Annotated in this window: 24 protein-coding genes; 15 read left to right on the top strand and 9 right to left on the bottom strand. The window is 65.7% G+C overall.

Annotated features, from left to right (window positions below):
• The first annotated feature begins 5 nt into the window (after window positions 1-5).
• From fliK to ACVMB1_RS16255, 4 genes are all read left to right on the top strand, one after another.
• A complete protein-coding gene (gene fliK / locus ACVMB1_RS16270) occupies window positions 6-1,589 on the top strand; it encodes a flagellar hook-length control protein FliK (RefSeq protein ID WP_076831346.1) in 1,584 nt (527 codons plus the stop codon).
• On the top strand, window positions 1,586-1,849 hold the full coding sequence (locus ACVMB1_RS16265) for an EscU/YscU/HrcU family type III secretion system export apparatus switch protein (protein WP_028335488.1): 264 nt from the start codon (window positions 1,586-1,588) through the stop codon (window positions 1,847-1,849). The genes fliK and ACVMB1_RS16265 overlap by 4 nt, the downstream gene beginning before the upstream one ends.
• 133 nt (window positions 1,850-1,982) lie before the next feature.
• Window positions 1,983-2,795 carry a class D beta-lactamase gene (gene blaOXA, locus ACVMB1_RS16260; RefSeq protein ID WP_076831343.1) on the top strand — a complete coding sequence of 271 codons (813 nt, stop codon included), beginning with the start codon at window positions 1,983-1,985 and terminating at the stop codon, window positions 2,793-2,795.
• A gap of 80 nt (window positions 2,796-2,875) precedes the next feature.
• Entirely contained in the window at window positions 2,876-3,532 is a 657-nt protein-coding gene (locus tag ACVMB1_RS16255) for a carboxymuconolactone decarboxylase family protein (RefSeq protein ID WP_076831341.1), read from the top strand.
• A gap of 176 nt (window positions 3,533-3,708) precedes the next feature.
• Here ACVMB1_RS16255 and ACVMB1_RS16250 read toward each other — a convergent pair whose 3' ends face one another.
• Window positions 3,709-5,067, bottom strand: a complete 1,359-nt coding sequence (locus ACVMB1_RS16250) for an aminotransferase-like domain-containing protein (protein ID WP_076831695.1) — start codon at window positions 5,065-5,067, stop codon at window positions 3,709-3,711.
• Between the two features lie 351 nt (window positions 5,068-5,418).
• On the opposite strand from ACVMB1_RS16250, the gene ACVMB1_RS16245 reads away from it, so the two are divergent.
• The gene (locus ACVMB1_RS16245; protein WP_076831338.1) at window positions 5,419-6,282 is read left to right on the top strand and encodes a DMT family transporter; all 864 of its coding nucleotides are present in this window, start codon (window positions 5,419-5,421) and stop codon (window positions 6,280-6,282) included.
• 144 nt (window positions 6,283-6,426) lie between these two features.
• On the opposite strand, the gene ACVMB1_RS16240 is transcribed toward ACVMB1_RS16245, so the two are convergent.
• A complete protein-coding gene (locus ACVMB1_RS16240; protein WP_028335494.1) occupies window positions 6,427-6,843 on the bottom strand; it encodes a DUF4260 domain-containing protein in 417 nt (138 codons plus the stop codon).
• A 160-nt stretch (window positions 6,844-7,003) separates the two neighbouring features.
• On the opposite strand from ACVMB1_RS16240, the gene ACVMB1_RS16235 reads away from it, so the two are divergent.
• Window positions 7,004-8,536 (top strand): acyl-CoA carboxylase subunit beta, encoded by a 1,533-nt coding sequence (locus tag ACVMB1_RS16235; RefSeq protein WP_076831336.1) that lies wholly within the window; start codon window positions 7,004-7,006, stop codon window positions 8,534-8,536.
• A 174-nt stretch (window positions 8,537-8,710) separates the two neighbouring features.
• On the opposite strand, the gene ACVMB1_RS16230 is transcribed toward ACVMB1_RS16235, so the two are convergent.
• Window positions 8,711-9,853 (bottom strand): serine hydrolase domain-containing protein, encoded by a 1,143-nt coding sequence (locus tag ACVMB1_RS16230; protein WP_456848755.1) that lies wholly within the window; start codon window positions 9,851-9,853, stop codon window positions 8,711-8,713.
• A 122-nt stretch (window positions 9,854-9,975) separates the two neighbouring features.
• Between ACVMB1_RS16230 and ACVMB1_RS16225 the strand changes: the two genes are divergently transcribed.
• Window positions 9,976-10,323 carry a hypothetical protein gene (locus ACVMB1_RS16225; RefSeq protein WP_076831330.1) on the top strand — a complete coding sequence of 116 codons (348 nt, stop codon included), beginning with the start codon at window positions 9,976-9,978 and terminating at the stop codon, window positions 10,321-10,323.
• 168 nt (window positions 10,324-10,491) lie between these two features.
• Here the strand turns inward: ACVMB1_RS16225 and ACVMB1_RS16220 are convergent, their stop codons facing one another.
• Together ACVMB1_RS16220 and ACVMB1_RS16215 are read right to left on the bottom strand one after the other, a co-directional pair.
• Window positions 10,492-10,842, bottom strand: a complete 351-nt coding sequence (locus ACVMB1_RS16220; RefSeq protein ID WP_018272103.1) for a cupin domain-containing protein — start codon at window positions 10,840-10,842, stop codon at window positions 10,492-10,494.
• A gap of 149 nt (window positions 10,843-10,991) precedes the next feature.
• Window positions 10,992-12,239 (bottom strand): glycerophosphodiester phosphodiesterase family protein, encoded by a 1,248-nt coding sequence (locus tag ACVMB1_RS16215; RefSeq protein ID WP_057015960.1) that lies wholly within the window; start codon window positions 12,237-12,239, stop codon window positions 10,992-10,994.
• Between the two features lie 94 nt (window positions 12,240-12,333).
• Here ACVMB1_RS16215 and ACVMB1_RS16210 point away from each other — a divergent pair, with 94 nt between their 5' ends.
• Entirely contained in the window at window positions 12,334-12,651 is a 318-nt protein-coding gene (locus tag ACVMB1_RS16210; protein WP_057015961.1) for a hypothetical protein, read from the top strand.
• 135 nt (window positions 12,652-12,786) lie between these two features.
• Window positions 12,787-13,083 carry a twin-arginine translocation signal domain-containing protein gene (locus ACVMB1_RS16205; protein WP_076831329.1) on the top strand — a complete coding sequence of 99 codons (297 nt, stop codon included), beginning with the start codon at window positions 12,787-12,789 and terminating at the stop codon, window positions 13,081-13,083.
• A gap of 69 nt (window positions 13,084-13,152) precedes the next feature.
• Here ACVMB1_RS16205 and ACVMB1_RS16200 read toward each other — a convergent pair whose 3' ends face one another.
• The gene (locus tag ACVMB1_RS16200) at window positions 13,153-13,416 is read right to left on the bottom strand and encodes a GCG_CRPN prefix-to-repeats domain-containing protein (RefSeq protein WP_076831326.1); all 264 of its coding nucleotides are present in this window, start codon (window positions 13,414-13,416) and stop codon (window positions 13,153-13,155) included.
• Between ACVMB1_RS16200 and ACVMB1_RS16195 the strand changes: the two genes are divergently transcribed.
• Window positions 13,415-13,540: a hypothetical protein gene (locus tag ACVMB1_RS16195; RefSeq protein ID WP_256520351.1), complete on the top strand. Its 126-nt coding sequence runs from the start codon at window positions 13,415-13,417 to the stop codon at window positions 13,538-13,540. The two genes, ACVMB1_RS16200 and ACVMB1_RS16195, sit on opposite strands and share 2 nt — an antisense overlap.
• A 179-nt stretch (window positions 13,541-13,719) precedes the next feature.
• Here the strand turns inward: ACVMB1_RS16195 and ACVMB1_RS16190 are convergent, their stop codons facing one another.
• Entirely contained in the window at window positions 13,720-14,415 is a 696-nt protein-coding gene (locus ACVMB1_RS16190) for an ArsR/SmtB family transcription factor (protein WP_026192884.1), read from the bottom strand.
• A gap of 117 nt (window positions 14,416-14,532) precedes the next feature.
• On the opposite strand from ACVMB1_RS16190, the gene ACVMB1_RS16185 reads away from it, so the two are divergent.
• Genes ACVMB1_RS16185 through ACVMB1_RS16175 form a run of 3 tightly spaced genes read left to right on the top strand, consistent with a single transcriptional unit; the run spans window position 14,533 to window position 16,100 of the window.
• Window positions 14,533-14,841, top strand: a complete 309-nt coding sequence (locus ACVMB1_RS16185; RefSeq protein ID WP_050384507.1) for an NIPSNAP family protein — start codon at window positions 14,533-14,535, stop codon at window positions 14,839-14,841.
• 33 nt (window positions 14,842-14,874) lie between these two features.
• Window positions 14,875-15,225 carry an antibiotic biosynthesis monooxygenase family protein gene (locus tag ACVMB1_RS16180; protein WP_456827579.1) on the top strand — a complete coding sequence of 117 codons (351 nt, stop codon included), beginning with the start codon at window positions 14,875-14,877 and terminating at the stop codon, window positions 15,223-15,225.
• 56 nt (window positions 15,226-15,281) lie between these two features.
• Window positions 15,282-16,100: an isocitrate lyase/PEP mutase family protein gene (locus tag ACVMB1_RS16175; RefSeq protein ID WP_456827578.1), complete on the top strand. Its 819-nt coding sequence runs from the start codon at window positions 15,282-15,284 to the stop codon at window positions 16,098-16,100.
• A 66-nt stretch (window positions 16,101-16,166) separates the two neighbouring features.
• On the opposite strand, the gene ACVMB1_RS16170 is transcribed toward ACVMB1_RS16175, so the two are convergent.
• Window positions 16,167-16,607 carry a hypothetical protein gene (locus ACVMB1_RS16170; protein ID WP_057015965.1) on the bottom strand — a complete coding sequence of 147 codons (441 nt, stop codon included), beginning with the start codon at window positions 16,605-16,607 and terminating at the stop codon, window positions 16,167-16,169.
• A 144-nt stretch (window positions 16,608-16,751) separates the two neighbouring features.
• On the opposite strand from ACVMB1_RS16170, the gene ACVMB1_RS16165 reads away from it, so the two are divergent.
• Window positions 16,752-17,393: a trimeric intracellular cation channel family protein gene (locus ACVMB1_RS16165; RefSeq protein ID WP_456827577.1), complete on the top strand. Its 642-nt coding sequence runs from the start codon at window positions 16,752-16,754 to the stop codon at window positions 17,391-17,393.
• A 4-nt stretch (window positions 17,394-17,397) separates the two neighbouring features.
• Here the strand turns inward: ACVMB1_RS16165 and ACVMB1_RS16160 are convergent, their stop codons facing one another.
• On the bottom strand, window positions 17,398-18,624 hold the full coding sequence (locus tag ACVMB1_RS16160; RefSeq protein WP_456827576.1) for a c-type cytochrome: 1,227 nt from the start codon (window positions 18,622-18,624) through the stop codon (window positions 17,398-17,400).
• A 234-nt stretch (window positions 18,625-18,858) separates the two neighbouring features.
• Between ACVMB1_RS16160 and ACVMB1_RS16155 the strand changes: the two genes are divergently transcribed.
• Complete coding sequence (locus tag ACVMB1_RS16155; protein ID WP_456848753.1) at window positions 18,859-22,350, top strand: indolepyruvate ferredoxin oxidoreductase family protein; 3,492 nt, start codon at window positions 18,859-18,861, stop codon at window positions 22,348-22,350.
• Window positions 22,351-22,584: the final 234 nt, after the last annotated feature.

Raw genomic sequence — 22,584 nt, 5'->3', positions numbered from 1 at the left:
CCGACATGGCACTCGCCATCAATCCCGTGCTGCCGGTGCTCGCCTCGAAGGAGGCGGACGGCGTTGCGCCGGACCTCAAGCTTGAGGCCGGCAGCGTCGTCAATGCGCAGGTGCTGAAAGTGCTGTCCGCCGATCTGGTGCGGATCGCGATCGCGAGCCTGTCGATCGACGTCCAGACCGAGGTGCCGCTGCAGCAGGGCCAGAACCTGCAGCTCGAAGTGTCGCAGACCAATGACGGCATCCGCCTGCAGCTGGTCGGGCCGGGGCCGGACACCGGCGATGCCGTACGGCTGTCGCCGGCAGCGGCCAACGCCACCGATGCCGCCCAGCCGGTCGCCCCGGCACCGAAGGCTGTATTGACGCCGCTGGAGCGCGTCACCATCACCGCGACGGCGCAGACCGCGGCGGCGGTGCAGGGAAGCCAGGCGCCGCTGTTCGCCAATCTCGCCGCGGTCGCCTCGGCCAATCTGCCGCCGAAGCTGCAGGCCGCGATCGCGCAGGTGCTGGCGCAGCAGACCGGTCTCGACGAGAATTTGAGCGGCGATGCGGTCAAGACCGGCTTGCAGAAATCCGGCCTGCTGTTCGAGGCGACGGTGGCGGCGGGCATTGCGCCCGCGAGCGGCAGCGCGCCCGATCTAAAGGCCGCGCTGATCGTGCTGCGCCAGGCGCTGACCTCGCTTGGTACCGCTGATGCCGGCAGGCCCGCGTCCGCCACACCGCTCCAGCAACCGGCGCAGGCCAGCGCCGCGACGGCGCCGAGCCTCATGCCATCCGGCACGCCAGACCTCGACGTTCAGGAGATCTTGCTGCCGCAGGCCCGCCTGCCGGTCGCCGAGGATGTCACCCGCGGCACCACAGGGTTCGCAGGGGCGCTCGCGGATGCGCTCGATGCCGGCCCGTCCTCCGGCGGCGCGCTCAATCTCATTCAGCAAGCGCTGCACGAACTCGGCAACCCCGCACGGCAAGGCGCCGCGCCGAGGGAGATGCTGCCGGGCGAGGTGCCGGTACGCGACAACACACCGCCACCGCCGTTTCGCGGTGCGCTGCCGTCGGCGCAGGCCGTCGCCGAGCCGTCGATCGCCCCAAACACGCCACTCGCGACCGCCGCGCATCGCCTGCTGGAAAACACCGACGCCGCGCTGGCGCGGCAGACGCTGCTGCAGGTCGCCTCGCTGCCGGACCGCGGCGACGCTACGCGGCCGCAGCTCGACGCCATGCTGCCGCGCTGGAATTTCGAGATCCCGTTCCTGACCCCGCAGGGCACGGCGATGGCGCAGTTCGAGATTTCCCGCGACGGCGGCGGCAATGAGGTCGAAGCCGCCAAGCGGGTGTGGCGCGCGCGCTTCACGCTCGATATCGAGCCGGCCGGCCCGGTGCACGCGCTGGTGTCGCTGAACGGCGAGCGCACCTCGGTGCGGATGTGGGCCGAGCGTCCCTCGACCGCCGCGCAACTGCGCGCCGGCGCTTCCGAGCTGAGCCGGGCGCTGACCAGGGCCGAGCTCACGCCCGGCGACATCGAGATCCGCGACGGCACCCCGCCGCAACCCGCACCCGCCCGCGCCGGCCATTTCCTGGACCGCGCATCATGAGCGAGGCCAACAACCAGCTCGCGGTCGCGCTGCATTACGACCACGCCGGTGCGCCGCGCGTGGTGGCAAAAGGCAAGGGCGCGATCGGCGCCAAGATCATCGAGGTCGCCAAGGCCAACGACATCCCGATCGAGGAGAACGAGGTGTTGGCCGGCGCGCTCTCCAATGTCGAGCTCGGCGACGAGATTCCGGCCGAGCTCTACAAGGCCGTCGCCGAGGTGCTGGTGTTCGTGCTGCGGATGTCGGGCCGGGCGCGCTAGCGGGCGCGTTTTCGAGCGAAGCGGGCACCGGTTCGCGTGAAGAAAACGCGACAGACAAGTGAGTCTTCTTGCCATCCTTTCACCACGATGGCATCCACCATCGTCGTCAATGCGAACCTGCCCAGGACTTGTCGTGATCCATCGCCGCCATGCGCTCGGTCTGCTTGCTGCCGCTACGATCCTGCCATCGCGCAGCTTCGCCAATGTGTCCTACCAGCGCAGCGAGTTTCGCGAGGAGCTGCAAAAGCGGTTCTTCGAGCTCGGCACCGAGGGCACCTTCGTCGGCTACAAGGTCGAGGACTATCTGATCATCGCCAGCGACAAGGTCCGCTCGGGCGAGGGCAGGCTGCCGGCCTCGACCTTCAAGATCCCGAACGCGCTGATCGCGCTCGAGACGGGGGTGGTGCAGGACGCCGACAAGGACCTCTTCAAGTGGGACGGCACAACCCGCAGCATCGAGGCCTGGAACAAGGATCACACGCTGCGCTCCGCGCTCGCGGTGTCGGCCTTTCCGGTGTTCCAGGAGATCGCCCGCCGAATCGGCGAGGAGCGGATGAAGAAATATCTCGAGATCATCGACTACGGCAACCGCGACATCGGCGGCGGCATCGACCAGTTCTGGGTGGCCGGCAATTTGCGGATCGATCCGGTGCAGCAGATCGATTTCCTCGACCGGCTGCGCCGCGGCGTGCTGCCGGTCGACAAGCGCAGCCAGCAGCTGGTGTGCGACATTCTCCCGGTGACGAAAGTCGGCGACGCCGTCATTCGCGCCAAGACCGGCCTCACCGACAAGGAGCACGGCTCGCTCGGCTGGCTGGTCGGCTGGGCCGAGAAGGGCACCGACATCACGGTGTTCGCGATGAACATGGACTGCAAGACGCAGGCGCAGACCGATGCGCGGATGAGCGTCACGCAGCAATGCCTCACCGATATCGTCGCGCTGTGATGACCTGATCTGCGTGTTCATCGCTGGCTGGCGCTACGTAGCTCGACTAGCATCCTCCGATAAAATCAAGCGGAGGAATCATGCATTCAGCAACAGTCTGGCTCTCGTCGCTCACGCTGGCCGCGGCCGGCGGCTGGCTCGCGGCGACGGTGTTCTCGGTGCCGGCCACCAGCAAGGAGCCGCGCTTCCCGCAGCTCACGATGGAGCAGCTCAGCGACCTGCAAAAACCGCTCGGCGAGCAGATCATGAAGGTGTCGAGCGTCGGCATCGGCGGTCCCTACAATCCGATGATCCGGAGCCCGGTGCTCGGCCAGCGGCTCTACGATCTGTTCTATTATCTGCGCTGGCAGACCTCGGTGCCGACACGGCTGAACGAGTTCGCGATCCTGATCATCGGCCGGCAGTGGCGCTCGCAGGTCGAGTGGTTCGCGCACGCGCCGCTCGCCGCCAAGGCCGGCCTGCCACCCGACGTCATCGCGGAGCTCAAGGCCGACAACCGGCCGTCGAAGATGGCCGACGACGAGGCGGTCGTGTACGACTTCGTCACCGAGCTGACCACGACCAAGAAGGTCTCCGACGAGACCTATGCGCGGGCCAAGAAGATTTTCAACGATCAGCAGATCGTCGACCTCACCGCGGTCGCCGGCAATTACGTGATGGTGGCGATGATCCTGGCGATGGCGGAGGAGACCGTGCCGCCTGGCAAGGAGGAGCCGTTCAAGGTTGGTGAGAAGTAGGGGCGGCGCGGACTCCGTTCACCTCGCCCCGCGTGCGGGGAGAGGTCGGAACGCATCGCAGATGCGTTCCGGGTGAGGGGACTCTCCTCAGGCACAGCTATCACCGTGCAAGAGGAAGCAGCCCCTCACCCCAACCCTCTCCCCGTAAGAACGGGAGAGGGAGTAGGGCGCCGTCGCTATTGGCGCCCGATCGCTCGCTGCAAGGTCGGCATCAGCTTCGGGTCGCGGCATTGCGCGACGTTGAAGCGCATGAAGGCGGCGGCCGTCTGCGAGGCGCTGAACACGTTGCCGGGCGCCAGCACGACATTGTCCGTTAGCGCCAGCCGCGCCACGTCGGCGGAGTCGCACCCGTCGGGCAGATGGCACCACAGATAGAAGCCGCCGCGCGGCATCAGCCAGGGTGTGACGCCGATGCGCTGCAGTTTGTCGCCGACGTCGCGGCGGGCGCGGGCAAGGCGCCGGCGCAGCTCCTCAACATGCTTGCGATAGAAACCGCTCGACAGCACGCCGGCGATGATCTCGGTGGCGACCGCGCTCGGGCCGCCGAAACCGGTCGCGACCTGGAGATCGACGAGATCCTCGATCCAGTCCGCCCGCGCGGCGATGAAGCCGCAGCGCACCGATGCCGACAGCGTCTTGGAGAAGCTGCCGATCCGGATCACGCGGCTCAGGCCATCGAGCGCGGCGAGCCGCGCCGAAGGCTCCGGCTCGAAGTCCGCAAAGATGTCGTCCTCGACGATGGTGAGATCATGGGCGGTGGCGGCATTCAGCACGCGGTGCGCGGTCTGCGGCGACAGCGTCGCACCGGTCGGATTATGCAGCGCCGAGTTGGTGACATAGAGCCGCGGCCGCTCGGCGGCCAGTGTCGCCTCGAAGCTTGCGACATCGGGGCCCGATGCCGTGTAGGGCACGCTGACGATGCGAACCTGATGCGCGCGCAGCAGCGCCCGGAAATTGAAATAGCAGGGATCGTCGACCAGCACAGTGTCGCCCGGCCGCAGCAGGAAGCGGCAGACGAGGTCGATCGCCTGCGTGCCGGACGCGGTCAGCAAGAGCTGCTCGGGTGGCACCTCGAGGCCCTCGTCGGCAAACCGCGCCATCAGGATCCGACGCAGCGTGAGCGAGCCGCGTGTCGCGCCATAGTCGGAGAGCACGGCGTCGTCGGCCCGCGCGAGGCCGCGCAGCGCGCGCCGCAGCGCCTCGGTCGGCATCCACTCGGCGGGCAGCCAGCCGCAGCCGGGTTTGAGCGCGCCGGTCTCGGCATCAAGCGATTGCCGCGACACCCAGAACGGATCGACTGCGCGGTCGCGTTGCGGCTGGTCCTTGGCGAGCGCGAGCGGCGGCAGGGCCGTGGACGAGACATAGAAGCCGGAGCCGGGCCGGGCGCGGATCAGGCCCTCGGCCACCAGCCGGTCATAGGCTTCGACGACGGTGGAGGGCGACACGCCCATGGTCGCGGCCAGGCCGCGGATCGAGGGCAGGCGGTCGTCGGCGACCAGCGCGCGGCTCGCCACCTTGGCGCGGATCGCGTTCATCACGTCGGTGGTCCGCGTCGCCTTTGGCGCATCGGATTGCTGTTGCAAGTGTATGCCTACCTTTGCCCATACAGTTTTGCGATATTGTACTGATCTGTAGCTGCCTTGGCGAGCCTCCGCCGGCTATGGTCGGTGCGAGGTGGACTCGGCTTCACCTCGCCCCGCCTGCGGGGAGAGGTCGGAACGCATCGCCAGATGCGTTCCGGGTGAGGGGGAGTCTCCACGGGTTCGGCCGTTACCGAGTATGCGGGGCGGCCCCTCACCCCAACCCTCTAAGAGCGAGCTTCGCTCGTCTCGGCCCCGCAAGAGCGGGGCGAGGGGGCGCAGTTACGTTTTGGGAAGCAAAGTACGATGGACAAGGCTTCGATCGACGGCTGGGGCAGCGGCCTGCTCGGCGTGATTATCTTCAGCGGCTCGCTGCCGGCGACCCGCGTGGCCGTGGCAGAGTTCTCGCCGCTGTTCTTGACTTCGGCGCGGGCGGCGATCGCGGCGCTGCTCGGCGCCGCGCTGCTTGCGGCGCTGCGGCAGCCCTGGCCGCAGCGCAAGGATCTGGTGTCGCTGACCATCGTCGCACTCGGCGTCGTGATCGGCTTTCCGCTGCTCACCGCGCTCGCGCTCCAGCACATCACCTCGGCGCATTCGATCGTGTTCATCGGGCTGCTGCCGCTGTCGACCGCCGTGTTCGGCGTGCTGCGCGGCGGCGAGCGGCCGCAGCCGCTGTTCTGGCTGTTCTCCTGCATCGGCAGCGCGACGGTCGGCGCGTTCGCCTTGTCGAGCGACGGATCGGCGTCGCTGACCGGCGACCTCCTGATGGTCGCCGCCATCATCGTCTGCGGCCTCGGCTATGCCGAGGGCGCGGCGCTGTCGCGGCGGCTCGGCGGCTGGCAGGTGATCTCCTGGGCGCTGGTGCTCTCAGTGCCCGTGGTGCTCGTGATGACGATCATGACGCTGCCGCCGAGCTGGCAGGGCATCGGCGCGCCGGCCTGGCTCGGGCTCGCTTATGTCTCGATCTTCAGCATGCTGGTCGGTTTCGTGTTCTGGTATCGCGGCCTTGCGATCGGCGGCATCGCCAGCGTCGGCCAATTGCAGCTGCTGCAACCGTTCTTCGGCCTCGCGCTGGCCGGCCTGTTGCTGCACGAGCAGGTGCCGTGGTCGATGATCGTGGCGACCATGCTCGTCGTCGTCTGTGTGGTGTTCGCGCGCCGCTTTGCTTGACGTCTGTCTCTCCTCACGGTGAGGAGCGCGGAACGCGCGTCTCGAACCATGAGGCCACAGGCGGGCCTGCATCCTTCGAGACGCCAGCAATCGACGCGCACGCTGTCAATTTGACCGGCCGTGCGTGACGTCAGGAAGCGGGCGCTAGGCGGGCTCCTGCGCTTTCCCGATCCGCCCGAGATGGGTGAAGCCAAAGCCCTTGGAATATTTCAGCCCGTAGCCGAGCGCGCGGTCGATCCCGATATGGGCGAGCCAGATCATCGCGATCGATAGCACCAGCGGCGCCGCGGCGGCAAAGCCCAGCGTCATCAGCGCGACCGGCGCCAGATAGCTGTGGGCGGCGTTGTAGACGATGGCGCCGACCCGCGGGCCGGCGAGATAGGCCGCGAAACTCAAATCCGGCACCAGGAACAGCAGGACATAGACCAGCCACGAGCCCTCCCATTGGGCATAGAGCACGGTCATGCCGAGGAACAGCACGAGGCCCTCCAGCCGGAGCAGGGTGCGCACCCCGCCGGTCGGTGCGCCGGTCTCGACCGTGGCCGTGCTCGTGTCGGTCATCGCCATCTCCCCAGATATCGGAAAATCCTACCGTTTTTGCGCCCGAACCCGTCCACAACCGCCTTTCCGGTTCCGAAATGGCCGTGCTAAGCCATTTCCGAACGAAGCGGACCTCGGCTCGCGCCGGGACGCGGACTGTAGCTAACACGGGCGGAAACAAATGAAAGATATCCTCGATACCCTCGAAGAGCGGCGCGCCGGCGCCAAGCTGGGCGGCGGCGAAAAGCGCATCGAGGCGCAGCACGCCCGCGGCAAGCTGACCGCCCGCGAGCGGATCGAGCTCCTGCTGGACAAGGGCTCGTTCGAGGAATTCGACATGTTCGTCGAGCACCGCTCGATCGAATTCGGCATGGAGAAGACCAGGATCCCCGGCGACGGTGTCGTCACCGGTTGGGGCACGGTCAACGGCCGCAAGACGTTCGTCTTTGCCAAGGATTTTACGGTGTTCGGCGGCTCGCTTTCCGAAACCCACGCGCTGAAAATCACGAAACTGCAGGACATGGCGATGAAGGCGAGGGCGCCGATCATCGGCCTCTATGACGCCGGCGGCGCGCGTATCCAGGAGGGCGTCGCGGCGCTGGCGGGCTATTCCTATGTGTTCCGCCGCAACGTGCAGGCCTCGGGCGTGATCCCGCAGATCTCCGTCATCATGGGCCCCTGCGCCGGCGGCGACGTCTATTCGCCCGCGATGACCGACTTCATCTTCATGGTGAAGAACACCAGCTACATGTTCGTCACCGGCCCCGACGTGGTGAAGACCGTCACCAACGAGGTGGTGACCGCCGAGGAACTCGGCGGCGCCTCGGTGCATGCCACGCGCTCCTCGATCGCCGACGGCGCGTTCGAGAACGACGTCGACGCGCTGCTGCAGATGCGCCGCCTGATCGACTTCCTGCCCTCGAACAACAGCGACGGCGTGCCGGAATGGCCGAGCTTCGACGATATCGGGCGGGTCGACATGTCGCTGGACACGCTGATCCCCGACAATCCGAACAAGCCCTACGACATGAAGGAATTGATCCTCAAGGTCGTCGACGAGGGCGACTTCTTCGAGATCTCGGAGACCTTTGCGAAAAACATCGTCACCGGCTTCGGCCGCATCGCCGGCCGCACCGTCGGCTTCGTCGCCAACCAACCGATGGTGCTGGCGGGCGTGCTTGACAGCGACGCCTCACGCAAGGCCGCGCGCTTCGTTCGGTTCTGCGATGCTTTCAACATCCCGATCGTCACCTTCGTCGACGTGCCGGGCTTCCTGCCGGGCACCGCGCAGGAATATGGCGGCCTGATCAAGCACGGCGCAAAGCTGCTGTTCGCCTATTCGCAGTGCACGGTGCCGCTCGTCACCATCATCACCCGCAAGGCCTATGGCGGCGCCTTCGACGTCATGGCGTCGAAGGAAATCGGCGCCGACATGAACTACGCCTGGCCGACCGCCCAGATCGCTGTGATGGGTGCCAAGGGCGCGGTCGAGATCATCTTCCGCTCTGACATCGGCGACCCCGACAAGATCGCCGCCCGCACCAAGGAGTACGAGGACCGCTTCCTGTCGCCCTTCATCGCCGCCGAACGCGGCTACATCGACGACGTCATCATGCCGCATTCGACCCGCCGCCGCATCGCGCGGGCGCTGGCGATGCTGAAGGACAAGAAGGTGGAGATCCCCGCGAAGAAGCACGACAATCTGCCGTTGTGAGGAGAGCGTAGGGTGGGTTAGCGCAAGCGTAACCCACGACCTTCGCATGCGCGTCTCCCTTTGTTGCTCTTGTTGTCGTCATTCCGGGGCGCGCGTGAGCGCGAACCCGGAATCTCGAGGTTCCAGGGGCGTACGATCCGTGGCGGGTTGCGGCTTCCACCTTCGCTCACTGCGCTACGCGCGCGGACCCGGTCGCGTAACCGGCCCTGCGAACAGAGAGCTGAGCTCAGCCCCATTCCAACCCTTTACGCTGAAAGGGGCGGACAGTCCGTCACGGCAGGCAGGAGAAACTGGTTGAGGATGGCGTTTGAGATGGCATCGTGGTCGAAGGCGTTCACGACGACCACCAGATCGAGCCCGGGCACGATGAAAAGGCGTTGGCCACCGCTGCCGTACGCGGCGATCCAGATCAGGTCGTGACCGTTCAGCAAGGAACGGCCAAGCCACCAGTGATAACCATAAGTAGACGACCACGTGCCCTCCGGCGTTAACCCGCGGCTTGGTCGACTCGGCGATCCACGCGGCGGGCAGGACCTGTCTGCCGTTCCAGCGTCCATCATTCGCGACGAGTTCGCCAAGCTTGGCGACGTCGCGCGGCCGTAGCCGCAATCCGGCAAAGGCCGCGAGTTCGGCACTGCCGGTAAAGCTGAGCCACTCGACATCAGTGATGCCGAGCGGTTCGAACAGCTTGTCTCTGGCAAAAGCATCGATCCGTTGGCCGACGCTCTTGGCAAGGGCCGCAGCCAGGAGGCTGGTGGCGCCGCCGCTATAGTTGAACGATACGCCGGGCGGGAGCGCCATCCGCTGTTGCAGAACATAGCGGTAGGGATCTTTCGCTTCGAGCAGATGCCGTTCGTTGTTCGCCTGACTGTTCCAGCCGCGCGCTTCATCCCACCGTAGACCGTGCGACATGGTGAGCAGGTGCCGGAACGTGATGCGAGCGTTCCTCGTCGTACGAAGATCGGCATATTCGGGGAAATAGTCGATAACAGCGGAATCGAGCGGCGGAAATTGTCCCTTGCCGATGGCCAAGCCGATCAGAAGTGAGGTTACGCTCTTCGAGATGGAGCGGATGTCGTGCTTCGTTTCCGGCGAAAATTGAACCGGTGCCGACCACTCCATCCACCGCCGCTCCCGGCCGGCGAAATAGCGCTCGAACACAAGCTTGCCGCGCCGTACGATGACAACGGCGTGAACGTTGCGCTTGGGCCATTGTTTGAGAAACGCGTCGAGTCTGGAGAGGCTTTCGGCATCGAAGCCGACCTCGGCGGGAGCCGCAGCGACCCATCCGTCGTCGAGCGTTGAACAGGCTAACATTTGATTTGAGTCCGAATCGGATGACCAAGAGCTAGCGCGCGCCTGAAGCGTAGCGATTTCTTGCGAAAATGAACACGGCGGGTTACGGCTTCCGCCTGACCCGCCCTACAGGTCCGAACCCGATGACCGAAGACGAGCCGACCGACGAGATCTCCGAGATCGAGGCGCAGATCGAGGAGCTTGCCGAGAGCGCCGAGCGCTCCCGGCGGATCATTCTCGGCTCGAAGGTCGCGATCGCAGGCGGGTTCGCGTTGCTGGCCGTCGCGCTGCTCGAGCTGTTGGGCGCCGGTCAGACCGCGGCACTCGGATCGATCGCACTGGTGCTCGGTGGTATCGTGTCGCTCGGCTCGAATGTCAGCACACTGCGGCAGACCGAGGCTGCGATCAGCACCGCCGAGGCGCGCCGCGCGCGTTTGATCGGCAATATCGACCTGCGCCTGGTTCACGACGCGCCGCTGAAACTGATGTGAGGCGCGGCGGGCGCGCAAAGCGGCGCCGCAAACTCAGTGTCGTCCTGACGAAAGCCAGGACTCATTATCCCAAGTCTCAATTGTTGCGCGACGCTGGGGCGATCCCGTTCATCACCGAAATGCGGTGGTAATGGGTCCCGGCTTTCGCCGGGACGACAGCGGAGGGAGTTACTTCGACGCCAGCGGTACGTAGTCGTATTCGCCGACGCCTTGCAGGATCAGGAACGTCAGCGACGTCGTGCCGGCGTTGGTGACGAGGTGAGGGCGGGTCGGGCGGACGGCGTAGACTTCGCCGACCTTCAGGTTCACTTCCTCCTTGGGCTCCTGCAGGAACAGCCGCATCTGGCCCTCCAGCACATAGAAGGTGTCGGAGATGTTGCTGTGGGTGTGCCACGGCACCTTCTGGGTCGGCGAGAGCTGCAGCTCCATGATGCGGAAGCCGGGGCGGGCGGCGTGCTGGGCGCGGCGCTCGACTTCGTAGAGATGGCTGGCGTCCTTGACCGGTTGTCCTGGCTTCATGGCGGCCTCCCTGTGGTGTTGTCCCGTCGGGCGGGAAGGCGATGATGCTAGTCCCGTTCTGCCGCGCGCGGAACGGCCGGAATGGTCATGGCGGGCGCGCACGGTGCGTAGGGCGGGGCAGGCGCGGCTGTAACCTGCCCCGCAAGATCTCACTTCATCCCCATGCAGTTCGCATAGAATGTGGTCGTCGCCGGCCAGTCGGAAAACATCGCGCGGACACCGACCTGTCTTGCCAGCACGTCGAGCACGGTCAACGTGTCGCCGTCGCGGTCGATCGCCGCCTTCACCGACTTGTGGTAGAACGCACCGCCTCGGTTGAGCGGCCCGTCGCGCTCCAGCGACCAGCCGATCAGATCGAGGCCGGCGGCCTTCGCTGCCCTGGCGTAAGCCGACGGGACGATCTCGCCCTTGTCGTTCAGCGCCAGCATCGCGAAGATCGGCGGTCCCAGGATCGCGACGCCGGAGGCCTTCAATTCCTGCATCGACGGCTTCCAGGTCTCCGGCCGGTTCGGATCGAGGCCCGCTTTCTCGTAGCGGTCCTCGAGATAGAGCGCCTGGCTGGCAAAGTCGGGTTCGGTCTTCACCCAATAGAGGATGTCCTTAAGGCTGAAGCTCTGTGGGAACACGTCGCTCGGCGGAATGCCGGCGGCCTTGTAGGCGGCGAGCATCTGGGTCGCATATGTCTCCTGGGTGTAGTCGCCGTCGAACGGCATCGCCACCTCCGGCGCCTTCAGCTCGGGCGTGAATTTTGCGCCGAGACTTTTGATCAAGGCGATGCTCTCGTCATGGCTCATCAGCGTGCCGGAATTGGCGTAGAGGTCGGTGCGCCAGCGCGGCGTGCCGTTCTGGTACTCCTCGGGCGTCCTCGCATCCGGATTGAAGCCGTCCATTTTCGCGGTGAGCCGCTTGAATTCGGCGAGCGTGATGTCGCTGGTGCAGCACTTCGCCGAGGCCTTCCTGCCGGCGGCGGGATCGGCCGGGCTGAAGGGTTGCGTGCATTTTGAAGCGAGATCCGGCACCGTCAGGATGTTGGTCGTGGTGTGCAGGTCGCATTGCGAGTGCCGGCACACCAGCTGGCGGTCCCTGGTGAAGGTGACGTCGCATTCGATCACGCCGGCGCCCATCCGTGCGGCGGCGAGATAGGATTCGCGGCTATGCTCGGGAAATTGCAGCGCGGCGCCGCGATGGCCAATCGAAAAATCGGTCTTGTGGAACGGCCCGGTGCATTGGCTGAGCTGCTGCTTCAGGGGCCCGTCCTTCATCTTGTCGACCAGATAGAACGGGCGCGGCCCGAGCTGCGCCTCGCGCGGCAGCGCGATCTCCCCGGCGGCGACGGGCAGCGCGGCGCCGAGGGCGAGCAGGAACGAGAGCAGGGCGGTGCGGTGACGGGCAAGCATGGGTGATCCCCCTGATCAGGCATTGTCAGCAGGCCGACATATCACGGAGCATATGCCGGCCGCCTGTGCGAAATGAAACCATGGAGGAAAACCAATGCCCGCAGCCTATTTCGTCGTCCGCGCCACCGTCACGGACATCGCCCGGCGTGCCGCCTTCGACGCCTGGTATTCGCGCGAGCATCTGCCGGACGCGATGAAATCGTTCGGCGCCGAGCGCGCCTGGCGATGCTGGAGCCTGAGCGATCCCTCGCTGCACCAGGCGACTTATCAGTTCGCCGACGAGAAGGCGCTCGAGCGCGCGGTGAGCAGCGATCACATGAAGCGGTTGGTCGCCGACTTCAACCGTGACTGGCCGGAGGTGACACGCACGCGCGATCTCCTGGTGCTGGCGGAGGAGGCGACGGCGGCATGATGGTTGCGTGACGTCACGACGTCGACAACGCTCGAGTTCCATGAAACGTGAACGCGCGGTTCAGCGAGCGTTCAGCTCGCGAGGCAAAAACTTACTGCTGCAGTTGGTCCAACTCAGCAACAAAGGGAAACGCTCATGGAACGTCGGGATTTTCTGAAGATGGCCTTCGGTGTCGCCGCCGGAGCCGTCACCTTCGCAGCGACGGCGCAGGCGGCGCCGCTCGCGCCGCTTCCCCTCAACCAGGATGCACGCGCACCAGCGGCTGGCGAAGCGCATCCCGCCGTCACAACGGCCGAGGAGGTCGGCCGCATGAAGCCCGAGCAAGTACGCTGGCATTATCGCCATTGGGGTTGGCGTCACCGGCACTGGCACCGCAGGCATTGGGGCTGGCGTCGCCACCATTGGCGCCGTCATCACTGGCGCCGCTGGTGATATCGACTCCATGACGAAAAGAAAAACCCCGCGCCAGGCGGGGTTTTGTTAGTTCGGAATCTGCCGCGATCAGATCGGGCGGCAACGGCCGTAGCGCCAGACGAAGCCGTACGGGCAGGCGCGGACACGCGGCGCCACCACGACGGGGCGCTCGACCACGACCGGCGGGCGCACGACAACGGCGCCCGGCGCGACGACGACGCCGCGATTCCTGACGCAGCCGCCATAGGGGCCACGGTGCCAGCCGGGGCCGCAGCCACCGGCCGCATCAGCGGCGCTGATGCCGGCGAATGCGGTCGTCAGCAGAACTGCTGCAGCAAAAAGATACTTCATGTCTTCTCCTTTTTTATTTTGGGCCGCGCTGCGGCACCGCAACAAGCTTTCGTCTACCGATTCGCCCGGCCGGATCATTGCAGAAGGCGTGCCCGATGTCGCCGACCATAATGTTGCGGCCTGAATGCGACATGAATGTTGCAGCTCACAGCTGCGTCAGCACGCCGCAAGCCGGCTCAGCATCACTTCGAAATATTTCGCGGACGCGGGCAGCCGCGCGCACATGGCGAGCGTACGAAAATACATCGGAAGGCGAGGCAAGCGAGACCGGCGGTTCATCGACGCTTGCCCGAAGGCGCGCCGCTATTGGTCCGGGCCGAACAACGCAGCGAATCGCTTCTCGCCGTTACGCGAAAAATTGACCACGCGGCTGCCCGGCGCAGCGTCGCGCGCGGCCCATTTCAGTTCCGTGAAGCGGTCCATCATGGCAGCGCCCAGCGTGCCGGCGAGATGATGCCGCCGCTCGCTCCAGTCGAGGCAGGCCTTGCACACCGGCCGGCGCGGATGCGTCAGCGCATCGGCGTCGATCTGCAGCTCCTCGGCCATGAAGCGCTTGCCTTCGCCGGTGAGCTCGATCGCCTGCTTGCTCTGGCGGACCAGCTTCTGCCGCTTCATGCTGTCGAGCATCTGAACGCCGAGATCGCCGGCGAGATGGTCGTAGCAGATGCGGGCGCGGCGCAGCGCCGGATCCTTCGGCCCGGTGCGCACCCGCATATGGCCGGCGCGGGCGGCAATGCCCTGCAGGCCTTCCAGCACGTCGGCGACGTCGGGGTCGGAGAGGCGGTAGTAGCGGTGGCGGCCCTGCTTCTCGGGCTCGATCAGCCCGCCGGCCTCGAGCTTGGAGAGATGCGAGCTCGCCGTCTGCGGCGTGATGCCGGCCTCCTGCGCGAGCTCGCTCGCGGTCAGCGCGCGGCCGGTCATCAGCGCGGTCAGCATGTTGCAGCGTGCGGGATCGCCGACCAGAGCGGCGATCCGGGAGATATCGGGTCCTGCTTTCATAGTTCGATGATAGACGAAGCATCGAGGTCGGACAAGCCGCTATTGTTCACCGTGCCGTCATTGCGAGGATTGCTTCGCTGACGCTCGCAACAACGGAAACATGACCGGAGGCCATCAATGACCGTCACCGTTTTCATCCGCTACCAGCTCGATCCATTCAAGCGCGCGATGTTCGAGGAGTATTCGCGGAACTGGCTCTCGATCATCCCGCGCTGCGGCGGCGACCTCATCGGCTACTGGATGCCGCATGAGGGAACAAACAACATCGCCTTCGCGCTGATCTCGTTCGACAGCCTTGCCGCTTATGAGGCCTATCGCGCGCGGCTGCGCCAGGACAAGGAGGGCGTCGCAAACTTCAACTTCGCGGAAGAAAACCGCTTCATCCTCGCCGAGGAACGGACATTTCTCCGCAAGGTCGAGGTATAGTAGGGCCACAGCAGCAATGTGCGGGAGGCGCCCATGATCGTAGTGATCTTCGAAGTCTGGCCCAAGCCTGAGCAACGGGATCTCTATTTCGACCTCGCCGCCGAGCTGAAGCCGATCCTGCAGGAGATCGACGGCTTCATCTCGGTCGAGCGGTTCGAGAGCGTTACCGAGAAGGGCAAGTTCGTGTCGCTGTCATTCTTTCGCGACGAGGCTGCGGTGGAAGCCTGGCGCAACACGATCGAACATCGCCGTACCCAGGCCAAGGGCCGCGCGCGGATCTTCGAGAACTACCGGCTGCGGGTGGCAAGCGTGATCCGTGATTACGGCCTGAACGAACGCGATCAGGCGCCGAAGGACAGCCGCGCGGCGCATGAGCCGCACTAGCGGGCGGATGCGTGGGTGCCTATCTGTGCGCGGCCAATGACTCCAGGGAGCGACCAATGCCACTGCCAACTGCTGACAAACGCGCCGCCTTCAGGAAGCTGCATGAGAGCGGGTGCTTCATCATTCCGAATCCGTTCGATGTCGGCAGCGCCCGCGCCTTGCAGCATCTCGGCTTCAAGGCGCTGGCGTCGACCAGCGCGGGCTTTGCATGGACCATCGCCAAGGCCGACAACCGCGTCACCGTCGATGACGTCTGCGACCATCTGACCGCACTGTGCGCGGCGGTCGATATTCCCGTCAATGCGGATTTCGAGGGCGGCTTCGCGGTCGAGCCCGACAAGGTCGCCGCCAATGTCGCGCGCGGCGTCAAGACCGGCGCCGCCGGGCTTTCCATTGAGGATTCCACCGGAGACGCCGCCAACCCGCTGTTCGAGCACAAGCTTGCGGTGGAGCGCATCAAGGCGGCGCGCAAGGCCATCGATGCCGACAACAGCGGTGTGTTGCTCACCGGCCGCTGTGAGGCATTCCTGTGGGGCAAGAAGGACATCAATCTGGTGATCGAACGGCTGCAGGCCTATTCGGAAGCAGGAGCGGACGTCCTTTATTCGCCGGGCATCGCGACCAAGGAGGAGATTTCCGCGGTTGTGAAGGCGGTGGCGCCAAAGCCGGTCAATCTGTTGATCGGCGGCGTGTCGGAGCTGACGCTGCAATCGGTCGCCGATCTCGGCGTGCGCCGGATCAGCGTCGGCGGAGCGCTTGCTCGGATGGCCTGGACCGGCGTGATGAAGGCGGCCAAGGAGATGGCCGAGAAGGGCACCTTCACGGAATTCGCCAATGGCTATCCCGGCGGCGAGCTCAACAAGATGTTCAAGTAGACTCACACGCAAAAAAGCAGCGGGCCGCCGGGGCCCGCTGCTTCATCGCTCACGATAGCGAGCGGATTACTTGTTCTTGTCGCCGGTCGAGTCGGCCGGCGCCGCCGAGCGGTCGATTTCCTGTCCAGTCGGCTTGTTGGCCGATGGAGACGCCGGCTGCGCAGGTGCCGCGCCCGTGGTCGTGCCGGGCTGGCTGTTCGGCTTCGGCGTCACGTCGCGCATGCCCGGAGGCGGCGCGGCCGGATTGGCCGGCTGCTGCTGCGCGGTCTGCGCTGACGGCGTGGTACCCGCCTCATGCACCGAGGTATTGTTCAAGCCGTAGAACAACGCACCGAGCACCACGGCCACCGCGACGGCGAACATCGCGATCTTGGTGGTGCTGGCCGGTCCCTCCTGGAGTTCCGGGTCCGGCTGCAGCTCGTTGTCCAGGCTGTTGAAGCGCGCCTGACGGCGCATTTCGTCCTCGGTCAGGTTGGCGCGATACGGATCGTCAGGTTGATGGGCCATTGCAAAGTTCCTCCGTTAGCACCTGAAAGCTAAACGCAGGAGGACAATGGCTGGCGCGCGAGGATGTTCCGCGCCAATGTTGCAACCTGTCATGCAGGAACCGCCGATTCCTCGGGTTCCAACCTGTTTCATGAGGCCTTTTCAATGTGGACCATGCCGCCCACCGATTCGGTGCTGCACTTGCTCTCGTTCATTGCGGTTGCGGCGCAGTCGATGACGGCGGCGCTGGCGGCAGGCAGGCGCAGCATGGACTGGGCCGGCGTCTGCATGCTCGGCGCGATCACCGCGCTCGGCGGCGGCACCATCCGCGACGTGCTGCTCGGACATTATCCGCTGCTCTGGGTCGCGCACCCGATCTACCTTGCGGTCGCGGCGGCGGGCGCCTTCGCCACCATCCTGCTGGCGCGGCTCGTGCACCGGCTCAACCTCGCATTCCTGGTGCTCGATGCGATCGGACTTGTGGTGTTCACCATGGCCGGTTGCGACGTGGCCTCGCAAATCGACGTCCCGCTGCCGATCGTGATCGTCGCCGGCATGATCACCGGCTGCGCCGGCGGCGTGCTGCGCGACATCCTCTGCAACGAGGTGCCGTTGTTGTTTCGCAGCGAGCTCTACGCCAGCGTCTCCGTGGTGACGGGACTGTTCTATGTGACCGGCTCCGGGCTGCAGGTGAACACCCAGCTCTGGACCGCGCTGACCTTCGCACTCGGGCTGACGTTCCGCATGCTTGCGATCCGCTACCGATGGGACATGCCGAAATTCGTGTTCAGCGACGAGGAGCGCTGAACGGCTATTTCGCCGTCCGCGCCTTGGCGACCTCGTCCGCGGTGACGGCCGGCGCCGCGTTGCCCCAGGCATTGCGGATGTAGGTCGCAACGTCCGCGACCTCCTGGTCGGTGAGCTTGGGATAGGCCGGCATCGAGCCGCCGTTCGGGGCGCGCGGCGTGGTCACGGTCTGTGCGCCGTCGAGGATGATGCGCAGCGTGCTCGCCGGATTGGCCGACTGCAGATTGGCGTTGCCGGGCAGCGGCGGATAGATCCGCGGCGCGCCGGAGCCGTCGAGCTCATGGCAGGCGATGCAGGCCCCGCGATAGATGCGTTCGCCATTGCTCATCTGCGCCGGCGAGGGCGGGGTGACTTCCGGCTCCGGCGCGCTGGCAGGCAGGCTCTTCAGATAGACCGCGATCGCGCGCACGTCGGCGTCGCGCATCTTCGAGGTCGAATTGAGCACCACCTCGGACATCAGGGGGCCGGCATGGCTGTGCCCGTTGCGGCCGCTCTGCAGATATTCGGCGATGTCAGCGACGCTCCATGATTTCAGCCCGCTGCGCGCGGCGCCATCGAGCCTTGGCGCGAACATGCCTTGCACCGTGCTGCCACTGAGCGCCTGGTCACGCCTGTCGGCGCCGAAGGCGTTCTTGGGCGTGTGGCAGGCGCCGCAATGGGCGAGGGCCTCGACGAGATAGCGTCCGCGATTCCATTCCGCACCCTGGCCCTGGTCCGGCTGGATGATGCCCGGTGTGAAGAACAGTGCGTTCCACGCCCCCATTAGCACGCGGTAGTTCAATGGCCAGCGCAGCTCCGGCGGCGGCGCCTTGTTGCTGACCGGCGCCAGCGTCGCGAGATAGGCACGGATCGCCAGGATGTCGCCGCGGATCAGCTTCGTGAAGTACGGGTAGGGGAAGGCGGGATAATAATGCGCGCCGCTCGGCGCGACGCCCCTCCGCAGCGCGCGCAGGAAATCGTCGTCGCTCCAGCCGCCGATGCCGGTATCGCGGTCGGGGGTGAGGTTCGGCGAGAACACCGCACCGAACGGCGTGTCGATCCGCTTCCCCCCGGCAAAAGGCTTTGCCGGATCGGCCGTGTGGCAGCTGGCGCAGTCGCCGGCGATCGTGAGCGCCTTGCCGCGGGCGATGACGTCGTCGGTCGGCGCGGCGGCGCATTCGCGGGTCGCGAGCGCGCCGCACAACAGCGCTGCAACCAGAATCGCACCCGTCGTTCGAAATCGTCGCCGCATCCGATCACCTTCCGGTCCACAAGACGCGTCACGCCATTTCGCCACGGGCCTGTCCTGCGACAGAAACCGAAACGGCCCTGCAATATTCCCGGCACGAAATTGCGATTTTTGAGCCACGGGCCTGGTCGCCCAGAATTGTGCTGCGCGGGCCGGAAAATCCGACATAGACTGGTTCCAACAAGCTCGGATGACTAGCTAAAAAGCAGTCGTCGCGACCAGCGAAAAGAGGGCTAAATGGGAATCAACCAAGGGCCTATCAGCCTCGACCAGAAATACACCCAGGACACCGGCCACGTTTTCATGACCGGCATCCAGGCGCTGGTCCGCCTGCCGATGGCGCAGATCAGGCGCGACCGCGCCGCGGGCCTCAACACGGCAGGCTTCATCTCCGGCTATCGCGGTTCCCCCCTCGGCGGCTACGACCAGCAGCTGTTCGCCGCCCGCAAGCATCTCGAGCAGTACAACATTAAATTCCAGCCCGGCGTGAACGAGGACCTCGCGGCCACCGCGATCTGGGGCTCGCAGCAGCTCGCCCTGTCGCCGGGCGCCAAATATGATGGCGCGGTCGGCATTTGGTACGGCAAGGGCCCCGGCGTCGACCGCTGCGGCGACGTGTTCCGCCACGGCAATGCGGCCGGCTCCGCCAAGCATGGCGGCGTACTCTGCCTTGCCGGCGACGACCATGGCGCGAAATCCTCCACCGTCCCGCATCAGTCCGACCACGCCTTCATCTCCGCGCTGATGCCCTACCTCTACCCCTCCAGCATCCACGAAATGATCGAGATGGGCCTCCTGGGTATCGCGATGTCGCGCTACTCTGGCTGCTGGGTCGGCATGAAGGTGATCACCGAGACGGTCGAGACGACCGCCGAGATCGACCTCACCGACGAGATGACGCCGTTCATCATTCCGACCGATTTCGAATTGCCGCCGGGCGGCCTCAACATCCGCTGGCCCGACGACCGCTTCGAGCAGGACCGCCGGTTGCAGGACTACAAGGGCTTTGCCGCGATCGCCTTCGCCCGCGCCAACAAGGTCAACCGCATCACGATGGATTCGCCGAACGCGCGCTACGGCATCATGGCCTCGGGCAAGAGCTACGAGGACATCCGCCAGGCGTTGCGCGAGCTCGGCATCACGCCCGAGATCGCCGCCAAGATCGGCATCCGCCTCTACAAGATCGGCATGCCCTGGCCGCTGGAGCCGGAAGGCGTGCGCAACTTCGCCGTCGGCCTCGAGGAGATCTTCATTGTCGAGGAGCGCCGCGAGATCGTCGAGAACCAGGTCAAGCAGGAGCTGTTCAACTGGCGCGACGATGTGCGTCCGCGCATCGTCGGCAAGATGGACGATCACGACAAGCGCTTCCTGACCTTCGCCGCCGAGCTCAGCGTGGCCTCGCTTGCGAGCTCGCTCACCGAACGGCTGCTTCGACTTAATCTCAATCCTGAAATCGCCGAGATGCTGCGCGCCAAGGCCGACTGGTTCAACGGCCGTCAGTCGACGCAGATGCAGGCGACCGCGCCTGTCAGCCGCACGCCGTATTTCTGCTCGGGCTGCCCGCACAACACCTCGACCAAGGTGCCGGAAGGCAGCCGCGCGCTGGCAGGCATCGGCTGCCACTTCATGGCACTGTGGATGAACCGGTCAACCGAGACCTTCACCCATATGGGCGGCGAGGGCGTGCCGTGGGTCGGCATCGCGCCGTTCACCAACGAGAACCACATCTTCGCCAATCTCGGCGACGGCACCTATTTCCACTCCGGCATTCTCGCGATCCGCCAGTCGATCGCTTCCAAGGCCAACATCACCTACAAGATCCTCTACAACGACGCGGTCGCCATGACCGGCGGCCAGCGCCACGACGGCGATCTCTCGCCGCAGCAGATCACCTTCCAGCTCCATGCCGAAGGCATCCGCGAGATCTATCTGGTCTCGGAGAATCCGGACGCCTATCCGGCCGATACGATCGCGCCCGGCGTCAAGCTGTATCACCGCGACGAGCTCGAGAACGTCCAGAAGATGTGCCGCGACACCAAGGGCACGTCGGCGATCGTGTTCGTGCAGACCTGCGCCGCCGAAAAGCGCCGTCGCCGCAAGCGCGGCCTGATGGAGGATCCGCAGCGCCGCGTGCTGATCAATCCCGCGGTCTGCGAAGGCTGCGGCGACTGCTCGGTGCAGTCGAACTGCATCTCGGTCGAGCCGCTGGAGACGGAGCTCGGGCGCAAGCGCACCATCAACCAGTCGACCTGCAACAAGGATTATTCCTGCGTGAAGGGCTTTTGCCCGTCCTTCGTCACGGTCGACGGCGGCAAGCTCAGGCGGCGCGCGCCGCCCGAGCTCGGCAGCATCGATAATCTGCCGGAGCCGGCCTCCAAGCCCGCGCTCGACCGGCCCTACAACATCGCGGTCGGCGGCGTCGGCGGCACCGGCGTGCTGACGATCGGCGCGCTGCTCGGCATGGCCGCCCATATCGAGGGCAAGGCCTCGATGATCCTCGACATGTCAGGTCTCGCGCAAAAGGGCGGCGCGGTGCTGAGCCACGTCCGGCTCTCCGAGCACACCGCCGACGTGACCTGCTCGCGCATCGTGACCGGAACGGCCGATCTGGTGCTTGCGGCCGACGAGGTCGTGGCGGCGTCGAAGGACACCATCACGCTGTGCGATGCGAGCCGCACCGTCGGCATCATCAACAGCCACGTGATCCCGACCGCGGACTTTATCCTGAACCGCGACTTCAACTTCCAGAGCCGCAAGGTCAACAGCGTGCTGGAGACCGAGCTGCGCAAGGACTCCGCGTTCTTCGACTTCACCAAGCCGGCCGAAGCGCTGCTCGGTGACTCCATCGCCACCAACATCATGATGATGGGCTTTGCCTATCAGCGCGGGTTGCTGCCGCTGTCGGCGGAGGCGATTCTGCAGGCGATCGAAGTCAACGGCGTCTCGATCAAGATGAACACCCAGGCGTTCCAGCTCGGGCGCCTGGCCGCCGCCGATCCGGCACGGCTGAGCGGCATGATGAAGGGCGACGACGAAATCGCGCCACCGAAATCGCTGGATGCGATGTCGCTGGACGAGATCATCACCCATCGCATGGCGTTCCTGACCGACTACCAGAATGCACGTCTGGCAAAGCGCTATCGCAAGCTGGTCGACCAGGTGCGCGACGCCGCCACCAAGGGCGGCTATGGCGAGGCGCTGCCGCGCGCGGTCGCGATCAACTACGCAAAGCTGCTCGCCTACAAGGACGAGTATGAGGTGGCGCGGCTGTTCACCGACGGCCGTTTCGAGAAGCAGCTGCGCGATCAGTTTGAGGGCGAGTTCAAGTTCAACTTCAATCTGGCGCCGCCGATCCTCGGCGGCGGGCTCGACGCGCAGGGCCGGCCGAAAAAGCGCGCCTTCGGTTCGTGGATGATGTCGGCCTTCAGGGTGCTGGCGAGATTCCGCTTTCTGCGCGGCACGCCGCTCGACATCTTCGGCTACAACGCCGACCCCAAGCTGGAGCGCGATCTGATCGCGGGCTACGAGAAGGATGTCGCGACGGTGCTCGGCCTGCTGTCGCCGCTCAACCACGACATTGCGGTCGAATTGCTGGCGCTGCCCGATCGCATCCGCGGCTACGGTCCGGTGAAGGACAAGGCGATCAAGGAAGCGAAGGTTCGCTACGCGCAACTCGCCGCCGACCTCGCCAACCCGCCGTCCGCGCCGCGGCAGATGGCGGCGGAGTAGTGTAGCCACACACGCGGTGTCGTCCCGGCGAAAGCCGGGACCCATAACCACCGCACTTTGTCGTAGCGCGACGCTGGGGCCACGGCTCACTCTCACCAACAATCCTGTGGTTATGGGTCCCGGCTTTCGCCGGGACGACACCTGGTGTTTTGGCAGCGCGTACCGTGCCTACGCGCAGTCTCGCCTGACGGAATATTTCCGCGCTTGCCAAGGTCGCGTCGTCGGTTCAGAAAA

The sequence above is a fragment of the Bradyrhizobium sp. USDA 4504 genome (assembly GCF_054063995.1).
This window is presented reverse-complemented; position numbering and strand designations above follow the sequence as displayed.